This is a genomic window from Microbacterium sp. NPDC057944, assembly GCF_042887445.1.
Taxonomy (GTDB): Bacteria; Actinomycetota; Actinomycetes; order Actinomycetales; family Microbacteriaceae; genus Microbacterium; species Microbacterium natoriense.
The window spans coordinates 11,703-36,561 of record NZ_JBHVPJ010000001.1; the positions used below are offsets into that span (position 1 = coordinate 11,703).

The 24,859-nt window shown below is 69.3% G+C and carries 21 protein-coding genes; 7 read left to right on the top strand and 14 right to left on the bottom strand.

Translation table 11 applies throughout. From position 1 onward, the window contains the following. Positions 1-71 precede the first annotated feature (71 nt). Positions 72-1,196: a Fic family protein gene (locus tag ACFVRO_RS00060; protein ID WP_386947893.1), complete on the top strand. Its 1,125-nt coding sequence runs from the start codon at positions 72-74 to the stop codon at positions 1,194-1,196. A gap of 22 nt (positions 1,197-1,218) precedes the next feature. On the opposite strand, the gene metH is transcribed toward ACFVRO_RS00060, so the two are convergent. Beyond that, positions 1,219-4,845: a methionine synthase gene (gene metH, locus ACFVRO_RS00065; protein WP_386947896.1), complete on the bottom strand. Its 3,627-nt coding sequence runs from the start codon at positions 4,843-4,845 to the stop codon at positions 1,219-1,221. A 62-nt stretch (positions 4,846-4,907) separates the two neighbouring features. Between metH and ACFVRO_RS00070 the strand changes: the two genes are divergently transcribed. Continuing rightward, positions 4,908-5,900, top strand: a complete 993-nt coding sequence (locus tag ACFVRO_RS00070) for an o-succinylbenzoate synthase (RefSeq protein ID WP_386947899.1) — start codon at positions 4,908-4,910, stop codon at positions 5,898-5,900. A gap of 9 nt (positions 5,901-5,909) precedes the next feature. Next, a complete protein-coding gene (locus tag ACFVRO_RS00075) occupies positions 5,910-6,224 on the top strand; it encodes a DUF2277 domain-containing protein (protein WP_105676022.1) in 315 nt (104 codons plus the stop codon). A 24-nt stretch (positions 6,225-6,248) separates the two neighbouring features. On the opposite strand, the gene ACFVRO_RS00080 is transcribed toward ACFVRO_RS00075, so the two are convergent. From ACFVRO_RS00080 to ACFVRO_RS00090, 3 genes are all read right to left on the bottom strand, one after another. Beyond that, positions 6,249-7,499 (bottom strand): MFS transporter, encoded by a 1,251-nt coding sequence (locus ACFVRO_RS00080; protein WP_386947902.1) that lies wholly within the window; start codon positions 7,497-7,499, stop codon positions 6,249-6,251. A gap of 37 nt (positions 7,500-7,536) precedes the next feature. Beyond that, positions 7,537-8,223: a TetR family transcriptional regulator gene (locus ACFVRO_RS00085; RefSeq protein ID WP_386947905.1), complete on the bottom strand. Its 687-nt coding sequence runs from the start codon at positions 8,221-8,223 to the stop codon at positions 7,537-7,539. 103 nt (positions 8,224-8,326) lie between these two features. Continuing rightward, positions 8,327-8,950: a TetR/AcrR family transcriptional regulator gene (locus ACFVRO_RS00090; RefSeq protein WP_386947907.1), complete on the bottom strand. Its 624-nt coding sequence runs from the start codon at positions 8,948-8,950 to the stop codon at positions 8,327-8,329. 122 nt (positions 8,951-9,072) lie between these two features. On the opposite strand from ACFVRO_RS00090, the gene ACFVRO_RS00095 reads away from it, so the two are divergent. The 3 genes from ACFVRO_RS00095 (at position 9,073) to ACFVRO_RS00105 (ending at position 14,627) form a co-directional block, all read left to right on the top strand. Further along, positions 9,073-11,907 (top strand): MMPL family transporter, encoded by a 2,835-nt coding sequence (locus tag ACFVRO_RS00095; protein WP_386947910.1) that lies wholly within the window; start codon positions 9,073-9,075, stop codon positions 11,905-11,907. Further along, positions 11,904-13,892: a YhgE/Pip domain-containing protein gene (locus tag ACFVRO_RS00100; RefSeq protein WP_386947913.1), complete on the top strand. Its 1,989-nt coding sequence runs from the start codon at positions 11,904-11,906 to the stop codon at positions 13,890-13,892. Before ACFVRO_RS00095 ends, ACFVRO_RS00100 begins: the two co-directional genes overlap by 4 nt. A 144-nt stretch (positions 13,893-14,036) precedes the next feature. Next, positions 14,037-14,627: a 2'-5' RNA ligase family protein gene (locus ACFVRO_RS00105; RefSeq protein ID WP_386947916.1), complete on the top strand. Its 591-nt coding sequence runs from the start codon at positions 14,037-14,039 to the stop codon at positions 14,625-14,627. A gap of 1 nt (position 14,628) precedes the next feature. Here ACFVRO_RS00105 and ACFVRO_RS00110 read toward each other — a convergent pair whose 3' ends face one another. From ACFVRO_RS00110 to ACFVRO_RS00140, 7 genes are all read right to left on the bottom strand, one after another. Further along, entirely contained in the window at positions 14,629-16,263 is a 1,635-nt protein-coding gene (locus tag ACFVRO_RS00110) for an alpha/beta hydrolase (RefSeq protein ID WP_386947919.1), read from the bottom strand. A 4-nt stretch (positions 16,264-16,267) separates the two neighbouring features. After that, positions 16,268-16,846, bottom strand: a complete 579-nt coding sequence (locus tag ACFVRO_RS00115) for a hypothetical protein (protein ID WP_386947921.1) — start codon at positions 16,844-16,846, stop codon at positions 16,268-16,270. Between the two features lie 4 nt (positions 16,847-16,850). Further along, positions 16,851-17,255, bottom strand: a complete 405-nt coding sequence (locus ACFVRO_RS00120; protein WP_386947924.1) for an SHOCT domain-containing protein — start codon at positions 17,253-17,255, stop codon at positions 16,851-16,853. Between the two features lie 77 nt (positions 17,256-17,332). Beyond that, entirely contained in the window at positions 17,333-17,659 is a 327-nt protein-coding gene (locus ACFVRO_RS00125) for an SHOCT domain-containing protein (protein WP_386947927.1), read from the bottom strand. Next, positions 17,656-18,054: a hypothetical protein gene (locus tag ACFVRO_RS00130; RefSeq protein ID WP_386947929.1), complete on the bottom strand. Its 399-nt coding sequence runs from the start codon at positions 18,052-18,054 to the stop codon at positions 17,656-17,658. Before ACFVRO_RS00130 ends, ACFVRO_RS00125 begins: the two co-directional genes overlap by 4 nt. A gap of 5 nt (positions 18,055-18,059) precedes the next feature. Further along, positions 18,060-19,565, bottom strand: coding sequence for a leucyl aminopeptidase family protein (locus tag ACFVRO_RS00135; RefSeq protein WP_386947932.1), 1,506 nt, complete (start codon positions 19,563-19,565; stop codon positions 18,060-18,062). A 79-nt stretch (positions 19,566-19,644) separates the two neighbouring features. Then, positions 19,645-21,306 carry an AbgT family transporter gene (locus ACFVRO_RS00140; RefSeq protein WP_386947934.1) on the bottom strand — a complete coding sequence of 554 codons (1,662 nt, stop codon included), beginning with the start codon at positions 21,304-21,306 and terminating at the stop codon, positions 19,645-19,647. 95 nt (positions 21,307-21,401) lie between these two features. On the opposite strand from ACFVRO_RS00140, the gene ACFVRO_RS00145 reads away from it, so the two are divergent. Continuing rightward, complete coding sequence (locus tag ACFVRO_RS00145) at positions 21,402-22,964, top strand: SLC13 family permease (RefSeq protein WP_105675996.1); 1,563 nt, start codon at positions 21,402-21,404, stop codon at positions 22,962-22,964. 93 nt (positions 22,965-23,057) lie between these two features. Here the strand turns inward: ACFVRO_RS00145 and ACFVRO_RS00150 are convergent, their stop codons facing one another. The 3 genes from ACFVRO_RS00150 to ccsB form a co-directional block, all read right to left on the bottom strand. After that, a complete protein-coding gene (locus ACFVRO_RS00150) occupies positions 23,058-23,399 on the bottom strand; it encodes a DUF6355 family natural product biosynthesis protein (protein ID WP_386947936.1) in 342 nt (113 codons plus the stop codon). Next, the gene (locus tag ACFVRO_RS00155; RefSeq protein ID WP_386947939.1) at positions 23,399-23,770 is read right to left on the bottom strand and encodes a DUF6355 family natural product biosynthesis protein; all 372 of its coding nucleotides are present in this window, start codon (positions 23,768-23,770) and stop codon (positions 23,399-23,401) included. The genes ACFVRO_RS00150 and ACFVRO_RS00155 overlap by 1 nt, the downstream gene beginning before the upstream one ends. Before the next feature lie 107 nt (positions 23,771-23,877). Beyond that, positions 23,878-24,858 carry a c-type cytochrome biogenesis protein CcsB gene (ccsB, locus tag ACFVRO_RS00160; RefSeq protein WP_386947942.1) on the bottom strand — a complete coding sequence of 327 codons (981 nt, stop codon included), beginning with the start codon at positions 24,856-24,858 and terminating at the stop codon, positions 23,878-23,880. Between the last annotated feature and the right edge of the window lies 1 nt (position 24,859).

Below are 24,859 nucleotides of genomic sequence, written 5' to 3' on the forward strand. Positions count from 1 at the left end.
CCCGTGATCTCGGGGAAAATCTTGCTACAGTGCAATAAATCACATTCACGCCCGCAAGAAACTGCGAAGACATGACAAAGTATGCTCTCCCGCGACTCGACTTCGGCTCCGATCTCGTTGCCGCTCTCTTCGAGGTCGAACGCCTGCGTTCCGACATCGGTTCGGGAGACATCCCGATCGATACCTACGTAGAGTTGCACCAGCTCTTCGACACGGTGATGAGCGTCATCTCAGCCCGCATCGAGGGCAACCATACAACGGTCTACGATGCACTCGATCAGATCGGCCAGTCAACTCCGACCGACTCCCTCCGTGAGATTCGGAACATCGCGACGACTGCGCGCTTCATCGACACCATCGACCCATCCGAACCGCTCACCCACTCCTTCATCCGCGAGTTGCACTCACGGACCGTGAACGGTCTCATCAGGGAGGGCGACCCGAATCCGGGAAGCTATCGCGAAGTAGACGTCGCGATCACGAACTCGCTTCACACTCCGCCTTCCTGGGTGCTCGTCCACGCGGAGATGACTGAGCTCCTGGACTTCGCGAACGCCCATCGCCCGCCCCATGAGCAGATGCTCCAGGTCGCACTCGCGCATCATCGATTCGTCTGGGTCCACCCGTTCCGCAACGGGAACGGACGTGTCTCTCGCCTGTTCACCTACGCGATGCTCCGGCGAACCATCTTCGCGTCCGGCGGTCATAGCTCGCTCAATCCCACAGCCGTGTTCGGTAACGACCGTGAGGCATACATCGCTGCCCTCGAAGCCGCAGACGATCTAAGCGAGCAGGGCACAACGACCTGGGTCTCGTTCTTCGCCCGCGGCATCCGAGACGATCTCGCACGACTGGTCACCTTTGAACGAAACGACTACGTCAGCAACGAACTCATCCGACCGGCTCTTGCCAGTCTCCAGCGCGACGGTCTGATCTCAACAGAAGAAGAAGCCGCGCTGAATCGGGTCGCGTCCCTGGGCGTCGTGAAGGCCGGCGATCTGCAGGACGCTCTTCCGGGAAGCCCTTCAGCGCGCTCTCGCGCCATCGGTTCGCTGATCACGCGCGGTTTACTCACCCAAGCCGACGAAGGTCCCAGGTTCTACCGTCTCGTCCTGTCGAGCGGCCCTCTCGCCCCGAGAGTCGTGCGCCGCCTCGACGCACTCGGATATCTGCCGAGGATGCTCTCCGAAGACTGATACGGCTATCCCTGCAGCCTGCTCAGACCGAGAAGTACTTCGCCTCGGGGTGGTGGAACACGAAGGCATCCGTCGACTGCTCCGGATGCAGCTGCAGCTCGTCGCTGAGCTCGACGCCCATGCGCTCGGGGCGCAGCAGCTCGACGACCTTGCGGCGATCCTCCATGTCGGGGCACGCGGGATAGCCCAGCGAGAAGCGGGCACCGCGGTATTCGAGCTTGAAGAGGCCGGCGGTGTCGGTCGGGTCTTCGGCGGAGAAGCCGAGCTCGGAGCGGATGCGCGCGTGCCAGAACTCGGCGAGCGCCTCCGTGAGCTGCATCACGAGGCCGTTGAGCTCGTAGTAGTCGCGGTACCGGTCCTCGGCGAACAGCTTCGCGGTGACCTTGTCGATCGCAGCGCCCGCGGTGACGAGCTGCACGGGGAGCACATCGACCTGTCCCGACTCGCGCGAACGCACGAAGTCGGCTAGGTCCAGGTGTCGATCACGGCGCTGCCGCGGGAACGTGAACCGCAGCCGATCCGTCCCGACGGGTCCGCCGGAACCTCCGTCGGGTGCGAGCAGTCCGGGCACGCCCAGGATGCCGGTCGGGTCGTCGCCGTGGTGCAGCACGACGACGTCATCCCCCTCCGACGCCACAGGGAAGTAGCCGTAGGCGACGGAAGCGTCGAGCATGCCCTCGCCGAGGATGCGGTCGAGCCAGTACCGCAGGCGCGGGCGCCCCTCGGACTCGACGAGCTGCTCGTAGGACGCTCCGTCTTCGCCGCGGCCGGGCTTGAGACCCCACTGCCCCATGAAGGTGGCGCGCTCGTCGAGGAAGGCCGCGTAGTCGGCGAGCGCGATGCCGCGCACGATGCGGGTGCCCCAGAACGGCGGCGCAGGGACCTCGTTGTCGGATGCCACATCCGACCGGCCGGGCATCGCCTCGGGCTCCGTCAGAGTGAGCTGGGCGCCGCGCGCGTGGATGCGCTTCTTCAGCGCCGGCAGCCCGACTTCGGAGGGGTCCTCGCCGCGCGCGACCCGCACGAGCGGCTCCATGAGCGCGAGCCCCTCGAACGCGTCCTTGGCGTAGCGCACCTCGCCGTCGAACATGCCCGCCAGATCGTCCTCGACGTACGCGCGAGTGAGGGCGGCGCCTCCGAGGATCACGGGCCACTTCTTCGCGAGCCCGCGGGCCTGCAGCTCCAGCAGGTTCTCCTTCATCACGACGGTCGACTTCACGAGCAGGCCCGACATGCCGATCACGTCGGCGTCGTGCTCCTCGGCCGCCGCGATGATGTCGGCGATCGGCTGCTTGATGCCGAGGTTGATGACCCGGTAGCCGTTGTTCGTGAGGATGATGTCGACGAGGTTCTTGCCGATGTCGTGCACGTCTCCGCGCACGGTCGCGATCACCATGGTGCCCTTGCCCGAGGCATCCGACTTCTCCATGTGCGGTTCGAGCAGTGCGACCGCGGTCTTCATGACCTCGGCCGACTGCAGCACGAACGGCAGCTGCATCTCACCCGCGCCGAACCGCTCACCCACGATCTTCATGCCCTCGAGCAGGTGGTCGTTGATGATGCCGAGCGCGGTCTTGCCCTCGGCGCGTGCGAGGTCGAGGTCGGCTTCGAGCCCCTTGCCCTCGCCGTCGATGATGCGCCGCTCCAGCCGCTCGCCGACGGGGAGTGCCGCGAGCTCGGCGGCGCGCTGGTCGCGCAGGGCCGCAGTGTCGACTCCGGCGAACAGGTCGAGCATGGTCGACAGCGGGTCGTAGGTGACGTTCCCGTCGGCGTCGTACTCGCGGCGGTCCCACACCAGGTCGAGCGCGACCTTGCGCTGCTCCTCGGGCAGGGAGGCCAGCGGCACGATCTTGGCGGCGTCGATGATGCCGCTCGACAGGCCCGCCTCCGACGCCTCGTGCAGGAACACCGAGTTGAGCACCATGCGCGCGGCGGGGTTGAGCCCGAACGACACGTTCGAGACGCCGAGGGTGGTGTGGATGCCGGGGTACTTCTGCGTGATCTGCCGGATGGCCTCGATCGTCTCGATGCCGTCGCGCCGGGTCTCCTCCTGGCCGGTGGCGATCGGGAACGTCAGCGCGTCGACGATGATGTCCTCCACGCGCATGCCCCACTCGCCCACCAGCGAGTCGATCAGGCGCGAGGCGATCGCGACCTTGCCCTCGGTCGTGCGTGCCTGCCCCTGTTCGTCGATCGTGAGCGCGACGACCGCGGTGCCGTGCTCCTTCACGAGCGGCATGATGCGGCCGAACCGGCTGTCGGCGCCGTCGCCGTCCTCGTAGTTCACGGAGTTGACGACAGGGCGTCCTCCGATGAGCTCCAGTCCCGCCTGGATCACGGGCGGCTCGGTCGAGTCGATCACGAGCGGCAGCGTCGACTGCGAGGCGAAGCGCGAGACGACCTCGCGGATGTCGGCGACGCCGTCACGCCCCACGTAGTCCACGCACACGTCGAGCAGGTGCGCACCGACGCGGATCTGGTTGCGGGCGATCTCGACGCAGTCGTCCCAGCGCTCCTCCAGCATCGCCTCGCGGAACGCCTTCGAGCCGTTCGCGTTGGTGCGCTCGCCGATCGCGAGGTACGAGGCGTCCTGATCGAACGACACGTGCTGGTAGAGCGACGCGACGCCCGACTCGACCTCGGGCGTGCGAGGGGTCAGCGGGCGGGCGCGGTACGGCTCCAGCCGCTCGACCACGGCGGCGAGGTGCTCGGGAGTGGTGCCGCAGCATCCGCCCACCAGCCCCAGACCGAACTCGCGCACGAACTGCTCGTGCGCCGTCGCCAGCTCCGCGGGGGTCAGCGGGTAGTGCGCGCCGTTCGCGCCGAGCACGGGCAGCCCCGCGTTGGGCATGCACGCGATCGGCACCGTGGAGTGCTTCGACAGGTGACGGAGGTGCTCGCTCATCTCGGCGGGGCCGGTGGCGCAGTTCAGGCCGATCGCGTCGACCCCGAGCGGCTCCAGCGCCGTCAGCGCGGCGCCGATCTCCGAGCCCATCAGCATGGTGCCGGTGGTCTCGACGGTCACCTCGACGAAGATCGGCAGACGGATGCCGCGCGCCACGATCGCCTGTCGGCATCCGTTCACCGCGGCCTTCGTCTGCAGCAGGTCCTGGCTGGTCTCGATGAGGAACGCGTCGGCGCCTCCGTCGATCAGTCCCTCGGCCTGCAGCGCGAACGTCTGCTTGAGATGGTCGTACGTGGTGTGGCCGAGGGTCGGCAGCTTGGTGCCGGGTCCCATCGACCCCAGCACCCAGCGCACGCGACCGTCCACGGCCTCGGCGGCCTCCGCGCGCTCGCGGGCGATGCGCGCGCCGCGCTCGGCGAGCTCATGGATGCGGTCGTCGATGCCGTAGTCCGACAGGTTCGACCAGTTCGCCCCGAACGTGTTGGTCTCGACCGCGTCGATGCCCGTCGCGAAGTACGCGTCGTGGATTCCGCCGATCACGTCGGGGCGGGTGACGTTGAGGATCTCGTTGCACCCCTCGAGCCCCTCGAAGTCGGTCTCGATCGACAGATCGTGCTGCTGCAGCATGGTGCCCATCGCGCCGTCGGCGATGACCACGCGCGAGTGCACGGCATCCAGCAGCGCCTGCGAGCGGGCCGGGCGGTCGAAGGCCTCGATGTCGAGGGCGTGACGGGGGTGCGACATGCTCCCAGCCTAGGGGCGAGTTCCCGCCGTGTTTCGGCCCGCGACGGAGCAAGATGGACCCTATGACGCTCCCGCCGCTCGCAGACCTGATCGACTCGGCACGGGTCGTCTCCCTCCCGATGCACACGCGCTTCCGCGGCGTCGACACGAGAGAGGCCCTGCTCTTCGAGGGCCCCGAGGGCTGGGCGGAGTTCTCCCCCTTCGTGGAGTACGCGGATGCCGAGGCCTCGACCTGGCTCGCCGCGGCGATCGACTTCGCCTGGAACGCCCAGCCGGAGCCGCTGCGCGACCGCATCCCGGTCAACGCGACCGTCCCCGCGATCGGCGCGTCGAAGGTGGCCGAGGTGCTCGCCCGGTTCCCCGGATGCCGCACCGCCAAGGTCAAGGTCGCCGAGCCCGGTCAGACGCTCGCCGACGACGTGGCCCGCGTGCGCGCCGTGCGCGGCGTCATGGGTCCGGAGGGCCGCATCCGCGTCGATGCGAACGGTCTGTGGAACGTCGACGAGGCCGAGCATGCTGTGCACGCTCTCAACGAGTTCGACCTGGAGTACGTCGAGCAGCCGTGCGCGACGGTCGACGAGCTCGCCGAGCTGCGCCGACGGGTGAAGTACATGGGCATCCCGGTCGCCGCCGACGAGAGCGTGCGCAAGTCGTCCGACCCGCTCGCCGTCGCCCGCGCGAAGGCGGCCGACCTCCTCGTCGTGAAGGCGCAGCCGCTCGGCGGCGTCACGCACGCGCTCCAGATCGTCACCGCCGCCGGACTCCCCGTCGTCGTGTCGAGCGCCCTCGACACCGCGATCGGGCTCTCCCAGGGCGCCGCCCTCGCCGCCGCGCTGCCGCGGCTCGACTACGACTGCGGACTCGGAACGACGTCGCTGTTCCTCGACGACGTCGCCGATCTCCGTCCGGTCGACGGCTCGATCCCGGTGGGCAAGGTCACCCCGGATGCCGCGGCGCTCACGCGGCTCGCGGCCTCCGACGAGCGCCGCGACTGGTGGCTGGCCCGCCTCGGCCGCTGCCACGAGGTGCTTGGCGGCGTCGGAGATGCGTCCTAGCCTGGCTGCATGTGCCGCAACATCGTCCCTCTGAACAACCTCGAACCGGCCGCCACCGATGAGGAGTGCCACGACGCCGCGCTCCAGTTCGTGCGCAAGATCGCGGGCACGACGAAGCCCTCGCGAGCGAATCAGGAGGTGTTCGACCGCGCCGTCGCCGAGATCGCCGAGTCGACGCGTCGCCTGCTCGACGAGCTCGTCACCCCGGCGCCGCCGAAGAACCGTGCGGAGGAGGCGGCGAAGCGCCAGGCCCGCTCCGCCGAGCGCTACGAGGCGATCCGCGTGTTCCAGCAGGAGAAGCGGGCAGCGCGCGCCGCATCCTGAGTCCGGCCCCTGCGGGGTCTGCCGCTACGAGGAGACGGGCCGCTCGACGGGCTCCCGGAAACGCGGGTGCACCCACACGAACACCGTGACGAAGGCCATGATGACGGCGCCGATGGCGATGGGGAGCACGGGCTCCACGCCGTAGAGCGCCGTACCGAGCAGCGGAGCGACGACGAAGGTCAACCCCGTGGTCGCGCCGATGAGTCCGGCGAGGCCGCCCTGCTCGTCGCGCCGGACGAGCAGCGTGGGTCCGGCCGTGTACCCGGGCATCGCGGTGCCGAGGCCGAGCCCGATGAGGAAGATCGCGGTGAACAGCGACCACGCTCCGAGGTCCACGGTGAGCAGCATGAACCCGAGCAGGGCCGTGCCCCCGCCGACGCGCAGCAGCGTCGGCGGCATCCATCCGCTGCGCGGCACGATAACGGTCTGCGCGACGACCATGCCGATTCCTGCCGCCAGGAGCGCAGCCCCCGTCACGACGCCGGTCTGCGCCGACGCCAGGCCGAGGCGGTCCTGAACGATGAACCCCGTGATGACCTGGATGAACCCCAGCGCCGTGAACATCCCGAAGCCGGCGACGAGGAACGGCCAGACTCTCGGGTCAGACGGGCGCACGCGGACGGGCTCCGCGATCAGCTCCGTCCTGGTCTCCCTCCGCAGACGGAAGGCGACGACCAGGAGCGCCACGACCAGCAGGAGCGGGACGACCGCCAGCGGGGTGAGCAGCCCGAACGCCGAGAGCACTCCCCCGACGACGGAGCCCGCGATCATGGCGATCCCCTGGACAGCTCCGACGCCCGCCATCCCCTTGACCCTCGCCTTCTCGTCCTCCGTGACATCGGCGATGTACGCCTGCGCGGTGGGCGGAACGGCCGCCAGAGCCGATCCGAATCCGATGCCGCGGAAGAGGACGAAGAGCAGGAAGAGCACGGTGCCGCTGAGGAGACCCGTCATGCCGGCCCACGCCGTGAGCGCGAAGAGCACCATGGTCGCGACGGCGAGCGCGAGCGCGAGGACGAGCACGGGCTTGCGTCCCCACGACTGCGAACGGCGACCCCAGAACTGGCTGGTGAGGACGATCATGACGGCGGCGACGCTGATGGTGGCGCCGATCTGCCACTCGGCGAGACCGACCTCCCTCGACAGCGGCGCGATGATCGGATTGAGGGTCATCTGCGCGAGATAGGCGAGGAAGACCGCGGCCAGCAGCAGGGGCACCTGCGGACGTGGGGCAGCGGGGGCGGTGGGGATCGAGGCGGTGTCGGCGCCGGTCATGGGCAGGTCCTCTCAGACGGGTTCGGGTGGACGGCGGTCACTGTCGACCGGCGAGTTCGTGTCGGATGCCGGCGAGGACGACGCAGAGCTTGCCGTGGAACCACTCGAACGGATCGGCGGTGATGGCGCGGATCATCGCGGATCGCACGTCGTCGGTCGCCTCTCCGCTGTGCGGCGCCCTCCACTGGCGCTCCACCATCGCGCGCATCCCGCCCGCCTGTCCTGGCAGCGGAGCATCGAAGGCCTCAACGCCTCGACGGCTGTCCGCGGCGAGGTCGAACACGAGATCGACCGCGAGCACGGCGGCGTTCGGCGAGAATCCGCGCTCGACCAGCGCAGCGGCCACACTGTCTGCGATGGTGACGATCGACGCCGGGATGACGCCCCTGGCGACCTCGGCCGCGGCTCCCGGATGCTGCTCCCAGATGCGCCAGGAGGCGATCGCCCAGCGTTCCAGCAGGGGATGCCAGTCACCGTCGAGTCCAGGCCACTCCCCTCTCCGCAGAGCGAGGTCGAGACCGAGGCGCACCAGCTCGTCCCTCGTGCGGGCATGGCGGTACAGCGTCGCCTGTCCGACTCCGAGCCGTGCGGCGACGGCGGCGAACGTCAGCTCGAGGAAGCCGATGTCGAGCACGGCGCGGGCGATCGCGTCGGCGTCGACCGCGACGGGCCTGCCGGGACCGCGTCGGGACGGCGGGCGATCCGGAGATGGGGTTAGGGTCACCTAACCAGATTATGAGAGTGCACTCTCTAAAACAAGACCCCCAGCTGATGCGCTGTCCGCGGCACTCCGTGAGCAGCGAGAAGGGGCGCGCACGGCGCGCGCCTCACTCCTCGATGAGGAGCTGCACCAGGCGCCCGAGCTCGACGCCGCCGGAGCGGCGCAGCTGCGCGGCATCCTGCCCGTCCATCGCGCCGCGGACGGTCATTCCCTCCCACACGATCATGAGCATGCGCGCGGCGGCCTCGGCGGGCACGCGCAGCCGCAGGAGGCCGGCGGCGACGATGTCGGTGATGATCTGCGCGATGCTGGCGACCATCTCGCGCTCCTGGGCGAGATAGGCGGCACCGAAGGCCTCGTCCCGAAGTGCTCGGATGCGGATCTCGCTCATGAGCATCACGCCGAGACGGTCGTCGCCACCCGAGTCCATGACGTCCTGCACGAGCTCGACGGGATCGCACCCGTCGGCGAGCGCGCCGTCGGCCGTCATCTCCTCGACGCGGGCGCGGACCGCCCTCACGCGCACCTCACCGACACTGGCGGCGAGCGTGAGAAAGAGCTCGTCCTTGGACTCGAAGTTGGAGTAGAAGGCTCCGCGGGTGAAGCCTGCGCGATCGCACACGGCCTCGACCGATGCGCCGTCGAGGCCCACCTCGGCGAACACCTGGGCTGCCGCATCGAGCAGCCTGGCTCGCGTGTTCTCGCGACTGCGCGTCGTGGATGTCGTCATCGAATCCTCCTGCCCCCTCATTCTCACACCCGGCACACAGACTTTCGCGGGCCGACACCTTTACGATACATGTATGTATTGGATACACCTGTGTATCCAACTGGGATCCTCGGAGGAACGTCGTGTCCACTCTCCTGTCCTCGCTCGGGCGCTGGTCGTTCCGGCACCCCTGGCGCGTGCTCGTCTCCTGGCTCATCGTGCTCGGCATCGCCGGCGCCGGTGCGCTGGCTCTGGGGCAGGGCACCGACAACACCTTCTCGATCCCCGGGACCGAATCACAGGCCGGCCTCGAGCAGCTGTCCCGCTCGTTCCCCCAGGTGAGCGGCACCAACGCGCAGTTCATCGTCGTCGCGGCCGACGGCGACCACATCACGGATGACGCCTACCGGACGGACGTGGAGCACGCCGTCGACGAGCTGTCGACGATGAAGGGCGTCCTCGCCGTCACCTCGCCCTACGACGAGATGGTCAAGGGCATGATCAACGACGACAAGACCGCCGCGATCGTGCGCCTGCAGTTCGAAGGGCAGGCGACCGACGTCTCCGCCGAGACGAAGGATGCTCTCACCCGCACCGTCGACGAGCTCTCCACAGCGCTCCCCGACGGCTCTCAGACCTCCCTCGGCGGAGACCTCTTCGCGATGTCCATCCCGGGCGTCACCCTCACCGAGGCCGTCGGCCTGCTGATCGCTCTGCTCGTTCTCATCGTCACGTTCCGCTCCTTCGTCGTCGCGGGACTCCCGCTGCTCACCGCGATCCTCGGCGTCGGCATCTCCATGGCCGGCATCTTCGCCGCCACGGCCTTCGCGACCGTCTCCTCGACCACGCCGCTCCTGGCGCTCATGCTCGGGCTCGCCGTCGGCATCGACTATGCCCTGTTCATCATGGCGAGACACCAGGATCAGGTGCGCGAGGGCGTCGACCCCGAGGAGTCCGCGTCGCGCGCCGTGGGCACTGCGGGGTCTGCGGTCGTGTTCGCCGGAGTCACCGTGCTGATTGCGCTGATCGGCCTCGGATTCGCCGGCATCCCCTTCCTCACGACCATGGGCATCGCGGCATCCGTCGCGGTCGCCGTGGCCGTGGCGATCGCCGTGACCCTCACCCCGGCCGTCCTCGGCTTCGTGAAGGGACGGGTCACCGGCTGGCCGCGCCGCGAGCGCAAGGTGCGCAAGGGCGCCTCCGCCCCCGAGGCCCGTCGCTCGTTCAGCCAGCGCTGGGTCTCCGGCGTCACGAAGCGCCCGATCCTCGTGTCGCTCGCGGTCGTGATCGGCCTCGGCATCGTCGCGGTGCCCGCGCTGAGCCTGAACCTCGCGCTCCCGAACGCGGGCGTGCTGCCGAAGGACTCCGAGGCGCGGCAGACCTACGACCTCGTCGGCGAGGAGTTCGGCGCCGGCTTCAACGGTCCGCTGATCCTCACCGGCACGATCGTCACGTCGACCGATCCGCTGGGCCTCATGGAGGATCTCGGAGACGCCGTCGCGAAGGTCGACGGCGTGAAGGAGGTCGCCCTCTCGACCCCCAACGAGACCGCCGACACCGGCATCGTGCAGATCATCCCCGAGACGGCGCCCGACGCCCCCGCGACAGCCGATCTCGTGCGCGAGCTCCGCTCCCACCACGACGAGTGGCTGAAGGAGTTCGGCATCGATCTGAAGGTCACGGGCTTCACCGCCGTCGGGATCGACATCTCCGACCAGCTCGGCAACGCGCTGCTGCCGTTCGGCATCTTCGTGATCGGCCTCTCGCTGATCCTGCTGACCATCGTGTTCCGCTCGATCTGGGTCCCCGTCACCGCCGCCCTCGGCTACCTGCTCTCGATCGTCGCCGCGTTCGGCATCGTCGGCGCCGTCTTCGAGTGGGGCTGGTTCGCCGACCTCCTGCACGTCGCGAAGGTCGGCCCGATCATCAGCTTCATGCCGATCATCCTGATGGGCGTGCTGTTCGGACTCGCGATGGACTATCAGGTGTTCCTCGTCTCCCGCATGCGCGAGGACTTCGTGCACGACAAGGACTCGAAGAGCCCCGACCGCGCGGCGCGCCGGGCCGCGGCGCTCCGAGCCGTGCGCACTGGCTTCACGGGCTCGGCGAAGGTCGTCACCGCCGCAGGACTCATCATGTTCGCGGTCTTCGTCGCGTTCGTCCCCGAGGGCGACTCCTCGCTCAAGCCGATCGCGCTGGGGCTCGCCGCGGGCATCGCGATCGACGCCTTCCTCGTGCGGATGACGCTGATCCCGGCGCTCATGGCGATCCTCGGCGAGCGCGCCTGGCAGATCCCCGCGTGGCTGGAGCGGATCCTCCCCAGTGTCGACATCGAGGGCGAGGCCGTTGAACGCGAACGGCACCTCTCCTCCTGGCCCGGAGACGACTCGGTCGTCGCCGCCGACGGCCTCGTTCTCGCCGACACCGGCATCGACGGACTGCACCTGCGTGTCGCACCAGGCGGATCGGCGGTCCTCACCGGAGCCGCCCCCGGTGCGCTTCGCGCGCTCGCCCTCGCGATCGCCGGCCGCGTCACCCCCGACGACGGTCGACTGCGGGTCGCCGGCCACCTCCTCCCCGGACGCGCGGCATGGGTCAGGGCGCACGTCGGAACGGTGATCGCGACGGATGCCGGAGCCACGGCATCCGATCTCTCCGAAGCCCTGCGCGGCCGCCCCGCACTCGTCGTGATCGACGGCGTCGACCTGCTTCCGCAGGCGGCGCGCGATCAGCTCGCCGCGCGACTGCGCGACGCGGATGCCGCCACGGCCGTGCTCCTCACCGCCGCTGCCCCCGCCGCGGCGCTCGACATCCTCGCGTCCGCCGGGCGCGAGACCACGGACCTCGTCGATGTGAGCGCACCCGCTCCTCGCCTCGCCGACGCGCCCGCCGCCCACCCCGACTCCGCCGCAGACGCAACGGATGCCGCCGGCCTCGACGCCGAAGACTCCGCAGAATCCACCGAGGTGACCGCATGACCCTCCCCATCGAGCGCGCACGCTCCCGCAAGCCCATCACGTGGCTGACGATCCTCGGCATCCTGCTGCTCCCCGCAGCCGTCGGGGGCATCCTCGTCGCGGCGCTGCAGAACCCGACCGAGCGGCTGGACTCCATGACCGCCGCGATCGTGAACCTCGACGACCCGGTCACGATCGACGGGCAGCTGACCCCGCTGGGCCGACAGCTCTCTGCGGGGCTCGTCGAGGGCTCGGACGACCTCGACTCCAACCTCACCTGGGTCATCTCCAACAAGGACGACGCCGCCGACGGGCTCGCCGACGGCACCTACCAGGCCGTCATCACGATCCCCGAGGACTTCTCCGCCGCCGCGACCTCCGCGGGCCAGGCGATCTCCGACGGAGGCGGCGCCGCCTCCGACAAGGCCGAGAAGGCGACCATCACCGTCACCACTCCGCCAGACGGCCTCGTCGCCGACGATCTCATCACCAGCCAGATCGCCTCGGTCGCGACGTCGACGATGGGTTCGATGCTCAGCGAGGCGACCATGAGCAACGTGCTCGTCGGCTTCACCACCCTCGGCGACCAGATCGGCGACGCGGCGGACGGCGCGCTGCGACTCGCCTCCGGAGCACGGGATGCCGCGACCGGCGCGGCCGCGATCCCGGACGGCGCCGCGAAGCTCGCCACCGGCGCGTCCGGCCTCGGATCCGGCGCCTCCGATCTCGCGAACGGCCTCGGCACGATCGCCGGCAGCACCCGTCAGATCGCCGCCGGCGCGGGACAGCTCGGGTCTGGGCTGCTCGGCGGGGCGTCCGGATTGCAGCAGACGGGCCTCGTCCCCGCGAAGCTGTCGGACGGCGCGGCTGCCGTGCAGCAGCTGACCAGCGGCGTCGCAGCCGGAGTGTCCGGTCTGTCGACGGAGCTCACGAAACTGGTCGGTGAATGCGACACGGTCGCGACGCCCGACTTCTGCGCGAAACTCAAGAACGCATCGGCGACGGCGGCCGGCCTCGTCGACCCGGAGAAGGGTCCGGCGATTCTGGCAGCAGGAGCCGCGACCGGCACCGCGGCAGGACTCAAGGCCTTCAACACGGAGGCGACCGCGACCCTCTCCGCACAGATGCGCGATGCCGGCACCGCCGCCTCATCCATCTCCGCTGGTCTCAACCAGCTCGCCACCGACGGCATCGACAAGTCCGCGAGCGGCGCCCGCCAGCTCGCCGACGGGGCGACGCAGCTGTCGGACGGCGCCACGCAGCTGTCCAGCGGAGCGACCGAGCTCGCCACCGGACTCGACACCCTGGCGACGGGCACCGGTGATCTCGCCGGTGGACTGCGCAAGGCCTCCGACTCCCTGCCGTCGTTCACCGACGGCGAGTCCAAGTCACTGGCGACCGTGATGGCCGACCCGGTCACCTCGAACTCGAAGATGGACACGATCTTCGGCCCGACCGCGATCCCGCTGCTCGCCGCCGTCGTGCTGTGGTTCGGCGGACTCGCCTCGTTCATCGTGATGCGGGCGCACACGGCGCGCACCCTCACGTCCCGTCGCTCCTCGGCCGGTCTCGCTCTGCGCTCCTTCGCACCGGCCGCCCTGATCGGCGCCGGCCAGGGCGTGCTCGTGGCTCTCATCGTGCAGATCGTGGCGAGCTATGACGCGGCGACCTGGTGGGCGTTCGCCGGCACGGCTGTGCTCGCCGGCGTCGTGTTCGCCGCGGTGAACCAGGCGCTCGTCGCGGTTTTCGGCGGGATCGGCCGCTGGATCGGCGCTCTGGTCGGTGTGCTGGCCGTCGCGACCGGGCTCATCTCGACCGTCCCCGGGTGGCTCTCGGCGATCGGGGCCTCCCTGCCCACGGCGCCCGCGTTCACGGGTCTCATCGCCGCGAACGGCGGGGCCGCAGCGGGGCTCGTCGTCTGGGGCGTGCTGTCCCTGATCGTCACGACCCTCGCGATCGCCCTCCGCCGGACGACCTCTGCGAAGACGGTGCTCGCGACCGCCTGAGCATCCATCCCCCATCCCCCATCCCCAGGATGGATCGAAAACGCCTCCGCTGCGCAGGCCGCGGAGGCGTTTTCGATCCATCCTGATCCGCCGTCGCGAGGAGAGGGGACGCACAACGGCGGACGAACCACGTACCCTCGACGCATGCGCCGACCGTTCATGGACACCCCGGATCAGCTCGCCTCGCTGCAGGGCCAGCAGTACCTCGTGCTGCGGCCTTCCGCGGCCGTCGCGCACGAGTACGAGAGCACGCAGCGCGCGCTGCTCGACGGGCCCGCACGAGACCTGCGGCATCCGCACACCGGACATGTGACGCTGCGCGGATTCTTCGAGGCGGGGCGCCGAGAAGAGGTCGCGGGGCTGGTCCGCGAGTGGGCTGCTGAACAGCCTCCGATCGAGGTGACGGCGGATGCCGTTGACGCGTTCCCGTCTCCCTGGCAGGTCGTCATCCTCCGCGCGGCGCGGTCTGCGTCCCTGGTCCAGGCGTACTCCCGTCTCACGGACAGGCTCGAGCCGACCGACTACCGGCGGCTCGATGAGCTGAGCGTCGACGACTGGACGTTCCACCTCTCCCTCGTCTACGCACGCTCCCTCGGCGCTGCGGAGTGGGAGGTTCTGGAGCGCGCGGCGCGTCGCGCATTCGAGCTCCCGCCGACCGAGACCATAACCGAGGCCGAGTTCGTCTGGTACGACGAGGGCGGGGAGCACGCCGAGATCATCCCGCTCGGCGGCTGACTCACTCCAGGTAGGGCTGGATGGGCGCGTAGCCCTCGATCTCCTCCTGGATGCGGTCCACGGCCGCCTGGTCGAGCCCCGCGTCGCCGGCGACCTCACGCCAGCCCGTCGTGACGACATCGCCGAAGTTGTGCCCGTGCCGTGCGGGCACGGCCTCGCCGCCGAGCATGTCGATGCCGACCTGCACGGCGGTCACGACCGGTATCCACCGCATCTCCGGGCTGACGTCATCCGCTCGCTGCGACGGATCCAGCCACTCGGGCGGAGTCCAGATCAGCTCGGGAGCGAGCCAGGTCACCGGGTCGGTCGCGTGCTGCAGGTACAGCACGCGCGGCTCCGACCAGGGCCCTGGCAGCAGGCTCTCGTCCCCCGCGCGGGAGATCCACCGCACCTCGCGTCCGTCTGCGAGCACCGGCTGCCACACCGGGCTCCCCGGATCGCGCGCCCCCTGCAGTGTGCGCCACAGCGCCGATCCGTTGGGGCTGCCGACGAACATCGCCCCGTCCGCACGAGACCGCAGATCGCCGAGGCCGTCGAACACCGCCTGTCCGCCGTGAGCGCCCAGGCTCAGACCGTACACGATCAGCTCGGGGCGGTCATCGGCGGGGAGCCGGGACCACCGCTCCTCGACCGCGTCGAACAGCGCCCGCGCCGACTCGACGGGAGCGTCCGGATCGAACAGGAACGATACCCAGCTCGGGGTGTAGGCGTACTGCATCGCGGCGATCGCGGTGTCACCGGCGTGCAGGTACTCGATCGCGTCGACGGTCTGCGCCTCCAGCCAGCCCGACCCGGTGGTCGTCGCGACGACGAGCACCGAGCGATCGAACGCGCCCGTGCGCTCCAATTCGTCGACGACGAGCTGCGCCCTCGCCTCCGGGGTCTCCGCGGACTCCAGCCCCGCATAGACGCGGATGGGGTCCTTCGCCTCCGCTCCGGTGAGCGCCGAGATCTCCGACGCCGTTGGTCCACCGCCGATGAAGGCGCTGCCGTGCCGCCCCAGATCCTCCCAGCGGATCGCTGAACCGGCCCCGGTGGAGCGGAACTCGCTCGACGGTTCGACGGCCTCGGCATCCGGAGCTCCGTTGAGTCCCTTGTACACAGCATCAACGCCGAACATGACGACGAGCACGGTCGCGGCGATGCCCGCGATCAGCGCGGTGAGGGTGCCGAGCAGTGCCACCGGTGTTCCCGACATACGCTGGAGAGCACGGAAGACGCGACGGTTGAGCTTTCCGACCGCGATCAGGATGACGACGACCGGGAGGAACCCGAGCAGGAACCCGGCGAGGTCCAGGGCGTCCAGCGGAGGCATCTCCACGGCCCTGCGCACCTCGTTCTGCCAGGCGACGGCGAGCACGGACAGCGCTCCGACCGCGACGAGCCAGAGCGCCCCGTACGCGACCCAGAGGATCGGTCGGCTGCGCATCGGCACGAGGCGTCGGATGCCGAGCCGCGCCGCCGCGCCGACGCCATAGCCCACAGCGAAGGCGACCGCCGTGATGAGCCCCTGGAACAGCGCCGCACGAGGGAGCAGCGACGGGGTCGCCGACAGCACCGCCAGCAGCAGGCCGCCGAGCGCTCCGCCCGGGTCGACGTGCCACCAGCGACGGCGGGGCGAGTCCGAATCCTTCATGGCATCAATGATGGACGAGCGCCTTCAGCGCGATGAGCACCCCGCCGAACGCGGCGGTGACGAGCATGCTCCCGAGGCGCACCCACAGGCTGTCGCTGCGGGAGGCGGCGATGAACCAGCCCAGCAGCCCGAGCAGCATCACGTCGGCGCCGAGGGCGAGCCACACCGCGTCGGCGTCGCGGAGGACGCCGATCACACCGAGCAGCAGGATGACGACGGGAACCGCCCCGACGACGATCATTCCGGACGACTCCCCGACCCCGTGCGCGAGCGCCTCGCCGAGCGACCGGCGCTCGGACCCCCTGGCCATCCAGGAGACCGCCGAGGAGTATACGTGCGCCGCGAAGAACACCAGCAGGGTGGTCACGACGGAGATCAGGGCGTCTCCGGAACTCGCGGTGAGGTTGCGGCTGACGACGATCATGCCGGCGACGATGATCAGCCCGTAGATCCCCTCGGCGGAGGTGGCCAGCCGGCCGGCCCACGAGGCGCCGGCCGGCGGCATCCCCCTTCCGGAGAAGGGGGCGCCGCCGACCGAGGCCTCGTCGTGATCGTGCATCGTCTGCCCGATCAGCCGCTGCACCGCATCACGCCGAGGCGCGACGCAGCGCGGACTGCTTCAACGAGGCGAACTCGGTCTCGCTGATCGCACCGGCGTCGAACAGGCGCTTGGCCCGCTCGATCTCGTCGGTGGGCGTCGCGGCCGTCCCCGCAACCGAGCGGACGTAGTCCTCGGCAGCGGACTGCGCGGCGGCGGACTGCTGCGCGGCGCGCTCGCCCATGCCCTTGCCGCGCGCGATGAGGTACACCAGCGCGGTGAGGAAGGGCAGGAACACCAGGAAGAGCAGCCAGACCGCCTTCGCGAAGCCGTTGAGCGCGCGATCGCGGAACAGGTCGCTGATGATCGAGAACAACGCCATCAGATAGGCGACGAAGACGAAGACCGTGAGAGACCACCAGAGGATGTCGACGATCGAGGACCAGAAATGCATGCTGTTGTACTCCTTGCCGCGTCTGCGGCGTTCGTGACGGATGCCGCAGGTGCGGCATCCGGGATCATGGGGCGGGCTCAGGCGCCGAGGAGCCGCTGCTTCTGAGCCTCGAACTCCGCGTCGGTGAGCACACCGGCGTCCCGCAGCTGGCTGAGCTGCTGGAGCTGTGCGATCACCTGGGTCATGTCCGGCGCAGCGGCCGGCGCAGGAGCGGCGGGCGCGGGCGCCGCGGGTGCAGGAGCGGCGGTGGCCGCGAGGCGAGCAGCCGCGTCATCCGCCGCCTGCGCCTGCTGCGCGGCCACGGCGGCGTCCTGGGCCGCCCACTGCTGGTGCTGCCGACGCTGGACGTTGCCGACCACCCGGGTGGCGACCGCCGCGCGTGCGGCCGTGCGGAGCAGGCTCATGATGCGACTCCCTCGTCCAGATCGGCGGCGTCGATGCCGCCCGCCCATGCCTCGCGCCCGCCGAGCGCCGTGATGCGGTCGGCGACCGTCGCGAGGCTGCGGTCCTCGTAGACGACCACGAGCGCCCGCTCGCCCGCTCGCAGTTCGCGTCCGATCTCCGAGAGGTCGTCGTCATCGAGCAGATCGGTCTCCGCGGCGGCCGCGGTCTCGTCTGCGAAGGTCAGCCGGCGAACCGTCCCGTCGTCGGAGCGCTCCACCAGCTCGAGATCGAGCACCTCGACGGCGTGCGAGAACTGCAGGCTCTGCAGCTCGGCGATGACGGAGACGAGCTCCGCGTCGGCCGGCACAGCGAAGACCGCGAAGCTCAGCGGTCCGACGTAGTTCGACGTGGTCATGGTGGTCACTCCCCCGCCCGGAACGCGCGCGCGGACTCCAGCAGGATGCGCGCGCCGAAGCCCGTCGCCCCCGCGGTCCGCCAGGAGTCGTCCTTCTCGGTCTGCATCGTGCCGGCGATGTCGAGGTGCGCCCACGGGGTCTCCCCCACGAAGTGCGCGAGGAAGAGCGCCGCGGTCGTCGCCCCGGCGAACGGCCCGCCGAGGTTGGCGATGTCCGCGATCTCCGAGTCGAGCTGGGGCCGGTACTTGCGCTCCAGCGGCAGCTGCCACACGGATTCGTCCACCGCGGCGGATGCCGCGCGGACGAGGTCGATCGTCTCCTGGTCGTTGCCGAGCACCGGCGCGGTCGCGGGGCCGAGCGACACCAGCGCGGCGCCGGTGAGCGTCGCGATGTCGATGATGGCGTCCACGCCGTCCTCGTTCGCGAGCACGAGGGCGTCCATCATCACCAGTCGTCCTTCCGCGTCAGTGTTCTTGACCTCCACGGTCGTCCCCCCTCGGGCGGTCAGCACGTCGCCGAGCTTGTACGAGGTGCCGGAGGGCATGTTGTCGGTGCACATCAGCCACCCGGTGACCTGAGCGGTCACGCCCGCGTCGCGGAGGCCGGTGAAGGCCCCGAGCACCGCTGCGGCCCCTCCCATGTCCATCTTCATGAGCAGGTGCATGGGGTCGCTGGGCTTGAGGCTGATGCCTCCGGAGTCGTACATGATGCCCTTGCCGACCAGCCCGAGGTGGCCGGTCGCCTCACCCGACGGGGTGTAGCTCAGCTTCACCATCCGCGGCTCCTCCACGGAGCCCTGGTTGACGCCGAGCAGGCCACCGCAGCCGAGGTCGATGAGCGCCTGCTTGTCGAACAGCTCCACCTCGAACCCGAATCGCTCTCCGAGCTCCGTCGCGATCTCTCCGAGGTTCACGGCGGTGAGGTGCCCCGGCGGGGTGTTGGCGAGGTCGCGCGCGACCACGGCCGCCCGCGCTCCCGTGCGTGCTTCGGCGATGGCGGCATCCGCATCCCCTGGCACATCGATCACGAGCGAGGCGAGCGGGACGTGCGGCGAGGAGCCGCGCAGCACGGTGTACCGGTAGCGGGCGAGCAGGGATCCCTCCGCCAGCATCCGAACAGCGGTGTCCGCGTCGACGTCACCGAGGTCGTCGATGCGAAGGCCCAGTCGCGAACGGCGGGATGCCGCGCGCACGAACGTCGCGGCGGCATCCCGCAGCGCATTCGCCGTCGTCTCGCCCCGTGCTCCGAGACCCACGGCGACGAGGTCGGCCGCGCCCGCCTGAGGCAGAAGGAGAGACGACCCCGCCGCACCGGTGAAGCCGGCCTCCTCGAGCGCCGCTCTGTCGAAGCCGAGCTCCGCCGGCACGTCGCCGTCGGAGTGCACTCCGATGCCGAGCGCCTCGACGTCGTCCGGCACGACCCCGACCGTAATCGTCGCGGCGTCGAGCGCGTCGAGGCCCGGCACGGTCGGGAGGTCGGCGGGGATCAGCTTGTTCGGTCTGCGTTCCATGATGGCTCCTTGCGTGCGGTGGTGATGTCGAGGCCCGCCGCCCGGTCCCGGGGGAGGGTGAGGCCGGACGGCGGGGAGGTCAGCCGACGACGTCGACCGGTGAGCCGGGTCCCCACGGGATGCCGAGGAGGAACCACACGACGTAGAGCGCGACCCAGGAGATCAGCATCCAGACCGCGTACGGGATCATCAGCGCGATGATCGTGCCGATGCCCGCGTCCTTCTTGTAGCGCTGCGCGACGGTCACCATGAACGGCAGGTACACCATCAGCGGGGTGAGCACGTTGACCGGGGAATCGCCCACCCGGTACGCAGCCAGCAGCGTCTGGGGCGCGACGTCGAGCGAGGCGAAGATCGGGATGAACACCGGGGCGAAGATCACCCACTTGGGCACGAGCCCCGGGAGGATGAAGTCGAGGATCACGATCACGAGGATGAACGCGAGCAGGAGCACGATCGCCGGCACGCTCGCCTGCTGCAGGAGCTCGGCGGCCGACACCGCGGCGACGGTGGGCAGGTTGGTCCAGTTGAACAGCGCGATGAACTGAGCGATCATCAGGAACATCACCAGCAGTCCGCCGAGGCTGGCGAACGTCTTCGCGATGGCTCCGACCGCGGCCGAGCCTCCCCTGAGCGTCTTCGCCCCGGCGCCGTAGGCGACACCGCACACGAGGAACGCGAGCGAGATGATGAACACGAGACTCGCCATGAACGGCGTCGTGCCGATGATGTCGCCCGTCTCGGGGTCGCGCAGCGGCGCGCCAGGGGGAAGGGTCAGCAGCAGGATCACGGCGAGGTAGCCGAGCAGCGCCCAGAAGGAGAAGCGGAGGCCCCGTGCCTCGGCATCGTGGTCGACGCCGTCGGCCTCGTCGGCGACGGTCATCTCCGAGCGGTCGTACGAACCGAGCCGCTTCTCGGTGATGAACATGGTCACGAGCAGGGCGACCGTGGTCAGCAGCAGCGTCGACACGATGCCGAAGTACCAGTTCTGGGTCACCTCGATCGGCTGCATGCCCGCAGCGGTGAGCACCTCGTTGGTGATCTCGGTGAGCATGCTGTCGCTCGGGGTGATCAGGATGTTGGCGCCGAACGCGGCGCCGACGCCCGCGAACGCCCCGGCGAGTCCCGCGAGCGGATGCCGCCCGACGGTGAGGAAGGCCGCGGCCGCGAGCGGGACCAGGATCAGATACCCGGCATCCGTGGCGACCGAGGAGAGCACGCCGACGAAGATGAGGATCGCGGCGATCCAGCGGCGCGGCGCGACCTTCACGACGCGACGGATCATCGCCCCCATGAGGCCGGCGTGCTCGGCGACGCCGACGCCCGCCATCGCGATCAGCACGACGGCGACCACTCCGAACCCGGCGAAGTTGTCGACGAACGAGGAGAAGAAGAAGCGGGCGCCCTCGATGGAGAGGAGGTTGCGCACCTCGAAGGTGCGCTCCTCGATCGTGTAGTCGGGCGTCTCAGCCGGCAGCCCGGTGGTGGTGTCGTAGATCTGCCAGCCACCGCCGAACTGCTCGTTGAGCTCGTCCAGCTGGCTCTGCGGACCGGGGACGACCACCTCGTCGGTGACGGAGACTCCGGCCCATGCGAGCAGGAAGGAGAGGACGGCGATGAACCCGATCAGATAGACGAACATGATCGTCGGATCAGGGACTTTGTTGCCGACCTTCTCGATCCAGTTCAGGAACCCCTTGCGATCGGCATCGGGGGCACTCAGCGTCATATCGCCAGCCATAGCCCCATGATCTTGGCGCGAGGGATGCCGGGGCAAGCCGACCCCCTAGAACTAGGGGGTCCCCTTGACGTCGCGGCCTTCTATTGTGTGAACCAATGGATCCGATCACCTCCACCCTCGTCATCCTGCTCTGCGCGGTGATCGCGTTCGTCTCGAACCGGATCCCGCTCGGGGTCGTCGCCGTGGGCGTCTCGATCGCGCTGTACCTCTTCGGGGTCCTCGATCTGAACACCGCTCTGTCCGGATTCGGCGATCCGACGGTGCTGTTCATCGCCTCGCTCTTCGTCGTGAGCGAGGCTCTGGAGGCCACCGGCATCGTCGCATGGGCCGGGCAGGAGGTTATCGCCAGGACCGGCACCCGGCGCCGGAGACTGCTGCTGACGATCGGGCTGCTCACCGCCGTGCTGACCGCCGTGATCAGCGTGAACGGGTCGGTCGCCTCGCTCCTGCCCCTGGTGGTCGTGGTGGCGGCGCGCGCGGGCATCGCGCCCTCGCAGATGCTGATGCCGCTGGCGTTCTCCGCGCACGCCGGTTCGATGCTCGCCCTGACGGGGACCCCGGTGAACATCATCGTCTCCGACATCGCCGCCGAGAACGGGGGCAGGCAGTTCGGGTTCTTCGAGTTCGCTCTGGCCGGTCTCCCCCTGCTCGTCGGGACTCTCGCGATCATCCTGCTGCTCGGTTCGCGCCTGCTGCCGACGCGCAGCCCGGTGTCGGCCCCGGTCGACCTGGAGCAGCTCGCCGCGGCGCTGCGGGCCGACTACGAGATCGCCCCCGAGCGTGCGCTGATGTCTCCGGCGCGCGGCGTCGCCGAGGTCGTCGTGCCTCCTCGGTCCTCGCTGATCGGGCTGCACGTGTTCCCCGGAATGTGCACGCCCAGCGGCGACCTCGTCATCCTGGGCGTCCGTCGCGGCGAGGAGGCCTTCGACGAATCGGGCACCGAGCTCAGCGCCGGAGACGCCCTGCTGCTCGACGGGTCATGGGACGATCTGCAGCGGCACACCGCGAAGCGCGAGGAGGTGCTCGTGGTGGACGCGCCGCTGACCCTGCGTCGCTCCGTGCCGCTCGGGGCCGGAGCCAAGCGGACGGCCGTGATCCTGCTCGCGATGATCGTGCTGCTCGCGACGGGCATCGTGCCGGCGGCGATCGCCGGGCTCCTCGCCGCCGGCGCCCTGATCCTCACCGGAGTCGTCTCGATCACCCGGGCCTACCGCGCGATCTCCTGGACCACGGTGATCCTGGTCGCCGGGATGATCCCGCTCTCGACCGCCTTCCAGGAGACGGGCGCGGCGCAGCTGATCGCCGACGGGCTGCGCTCGTTCCTCGGAGAGGCCGGTCCTCATGCGGCGGTCGCCGTCATCGTGCTGATCACGCTCGTGCTCGGCCAGCTCATCAGCAACACCGCCACGGTGCTCATCGTCGCACCGGTGGCTGTGGCCCTCGCCTCGGCCATGGACGCGTCCGTGATGCCGTTCATGATGGCGCTGACGGTGGCCGGAGCGGCGGCGTTCCTCACGCCGGTCGCCACCCCCGCGAACCTGATGGTGATGGAGCCCGGGGGCTACCGCTTCGGCGACTACGCCAAGCTCGGGTTGCCTCTGATGGCGCTGTTCTTCGCGGTGGCGGTGTTCTACGTGCCGCTGATCTGGCCGTTCTGAGGACCCGACGATCCGGCTCGGGCGGCCCCTCACGCATCGTGCGGCTGGACCCCGGAGCAGGGACCCAGCCGCACTCAGGCGTTCACGATTCGTTCAGCAGTATGCGCCTGTCCACTTCGCATCCCGAATCGCTCCACCGTTGGTGGGCTGTGCGTAGAGCGTCGTCTGTCCGGGAGATACGCAGATCGTCTGCGTGTTGTAGCGATACGTCACCTTGATCTTGACGGGCTTCGACTTGCAGTTGTTGTAGATGCCCTTCTCGTAGTTTCCGTTTTGGCCGCTTCCGAGCGCGCTCGTCGTCTTCGGAGTGAAGCCGCAGATCAGGTTGTCCGCCGCGGTCGCCGAGGACACGGAACCGAGGAGGATGCCGCCGAGGCCGAGAGTCATGGCGAGGATCAGCGCGCCCGCCCGTCGCCGCACGTCGTTCCGTCGCATCAGCAGCTCCCGCTCAGCTTCGCCACGTTGCGCACGTGCGGCGGCCGGTCGATCGGTCCGAGAACCGTGTTTCCGGGCCGGATGCACACGGTCTTCTTGCCATTGTCCGTGGTCATCGTCACCCGGACGTTGGACTTCCCGCAGTTGCCGTAATTCGCGATCCGCACATCTCCCCCGAACAGGTCGATCGATCCTCCCCACGGCAGGTCAACCTTGAACTGGCTGTCGACGTGCTTGATCGTCTCGGCGTAGCCGCAGACATACGCCTGTGCAGGCTCGGCCTGCACCAGATTGCCCGCAACACTCAGTCCCCCGATTGCGAGCCCGATCGCCAGGAGGCCGGCGAGCCTCTTCCGCGTCTTCATCATCATTATCTCCGATCGTTCTTAGATGCAGTTGTTGAACTGCATCTAAGAACGTAACGGGCGGTCAGACGGACCCGTGAATCGTCCCGTGCCCCGGGCGTTTCACCCCCGGCTCAGCTGAGTCCGGAGTAGGCATGCAGGCCCTTGAAGAACACGTTCACGATGGTGAAGTTGAACATCACCGCGGCGAAGCCCACGATCGAGAGCCACGCCGACGGGTTGCCCCGCCATCCGCGCGTCGCACGGGCGTGGATGTAGCCGGCGTAGATCACCCAGATGACGAAGGTCCAGGTCTCCTTGACGTCGAAGCCCCAGTAGCGGCTCCACGCGTAGTAGGCCCAGATCGACCCGGCGATGAGGGTGAAGGTCCACAGGATGAACCCGATGATCGCAAAGCGATAGGACAGGCTCTCCAGACGCTCGGCCGACGGGAAGGTGGAGAGGAATCTGGGCCCCGTCTTCGTCGACCCTTCGCGGAGCAGTCGTTCACGACGCGACTGCATGAGCTGAGTGACCGACAGGGCGAAAGACAACGCGAAGAACGCGGTGCCCAACGAGGCGACGAACACATGGATGATCAGCCAGATGCTCTTCAGAGGGTCCATCAGAGGCGTGACCTCGACGTAGAAGTTCGTCGTGGAGAGGCCCAGGAGGATCACCACGAGACCGGTGATGAAGGTCCCCAGATAGCGCAGGTCGATGCGCGTCAGCACGACGAGGAACACGGCGACGATCAGCAGCGTGCCGAGCATCGCGAACTCGTACAGATTCGCCCACGGCACGCGACCGGCGTCGATGCCTCGCGTCACGGTGGCGGCGAGGTGGAAGACCCACGCGAGCGTCATGAGCGAGGTGCCGATGCGCGCCATCACGAAACGCCGCTGCGCCGGTTCATCCGTGACGCCGATAGTCGACGAGGATGCCGAACGCCCCCCGACTCCAGCCCCGACGGGTTCTGCGGCGCGCTCTGTCTTCGCGTCGGCCGTCGCCTGCGAACGATGAGCAAGATCGACGGCGAACGCGACGAAGGATGCCGCGTAGATCGCGATCGCCGTCCACAGCAGGATCGGCGAGATCACGGAGAGGTCGAACATG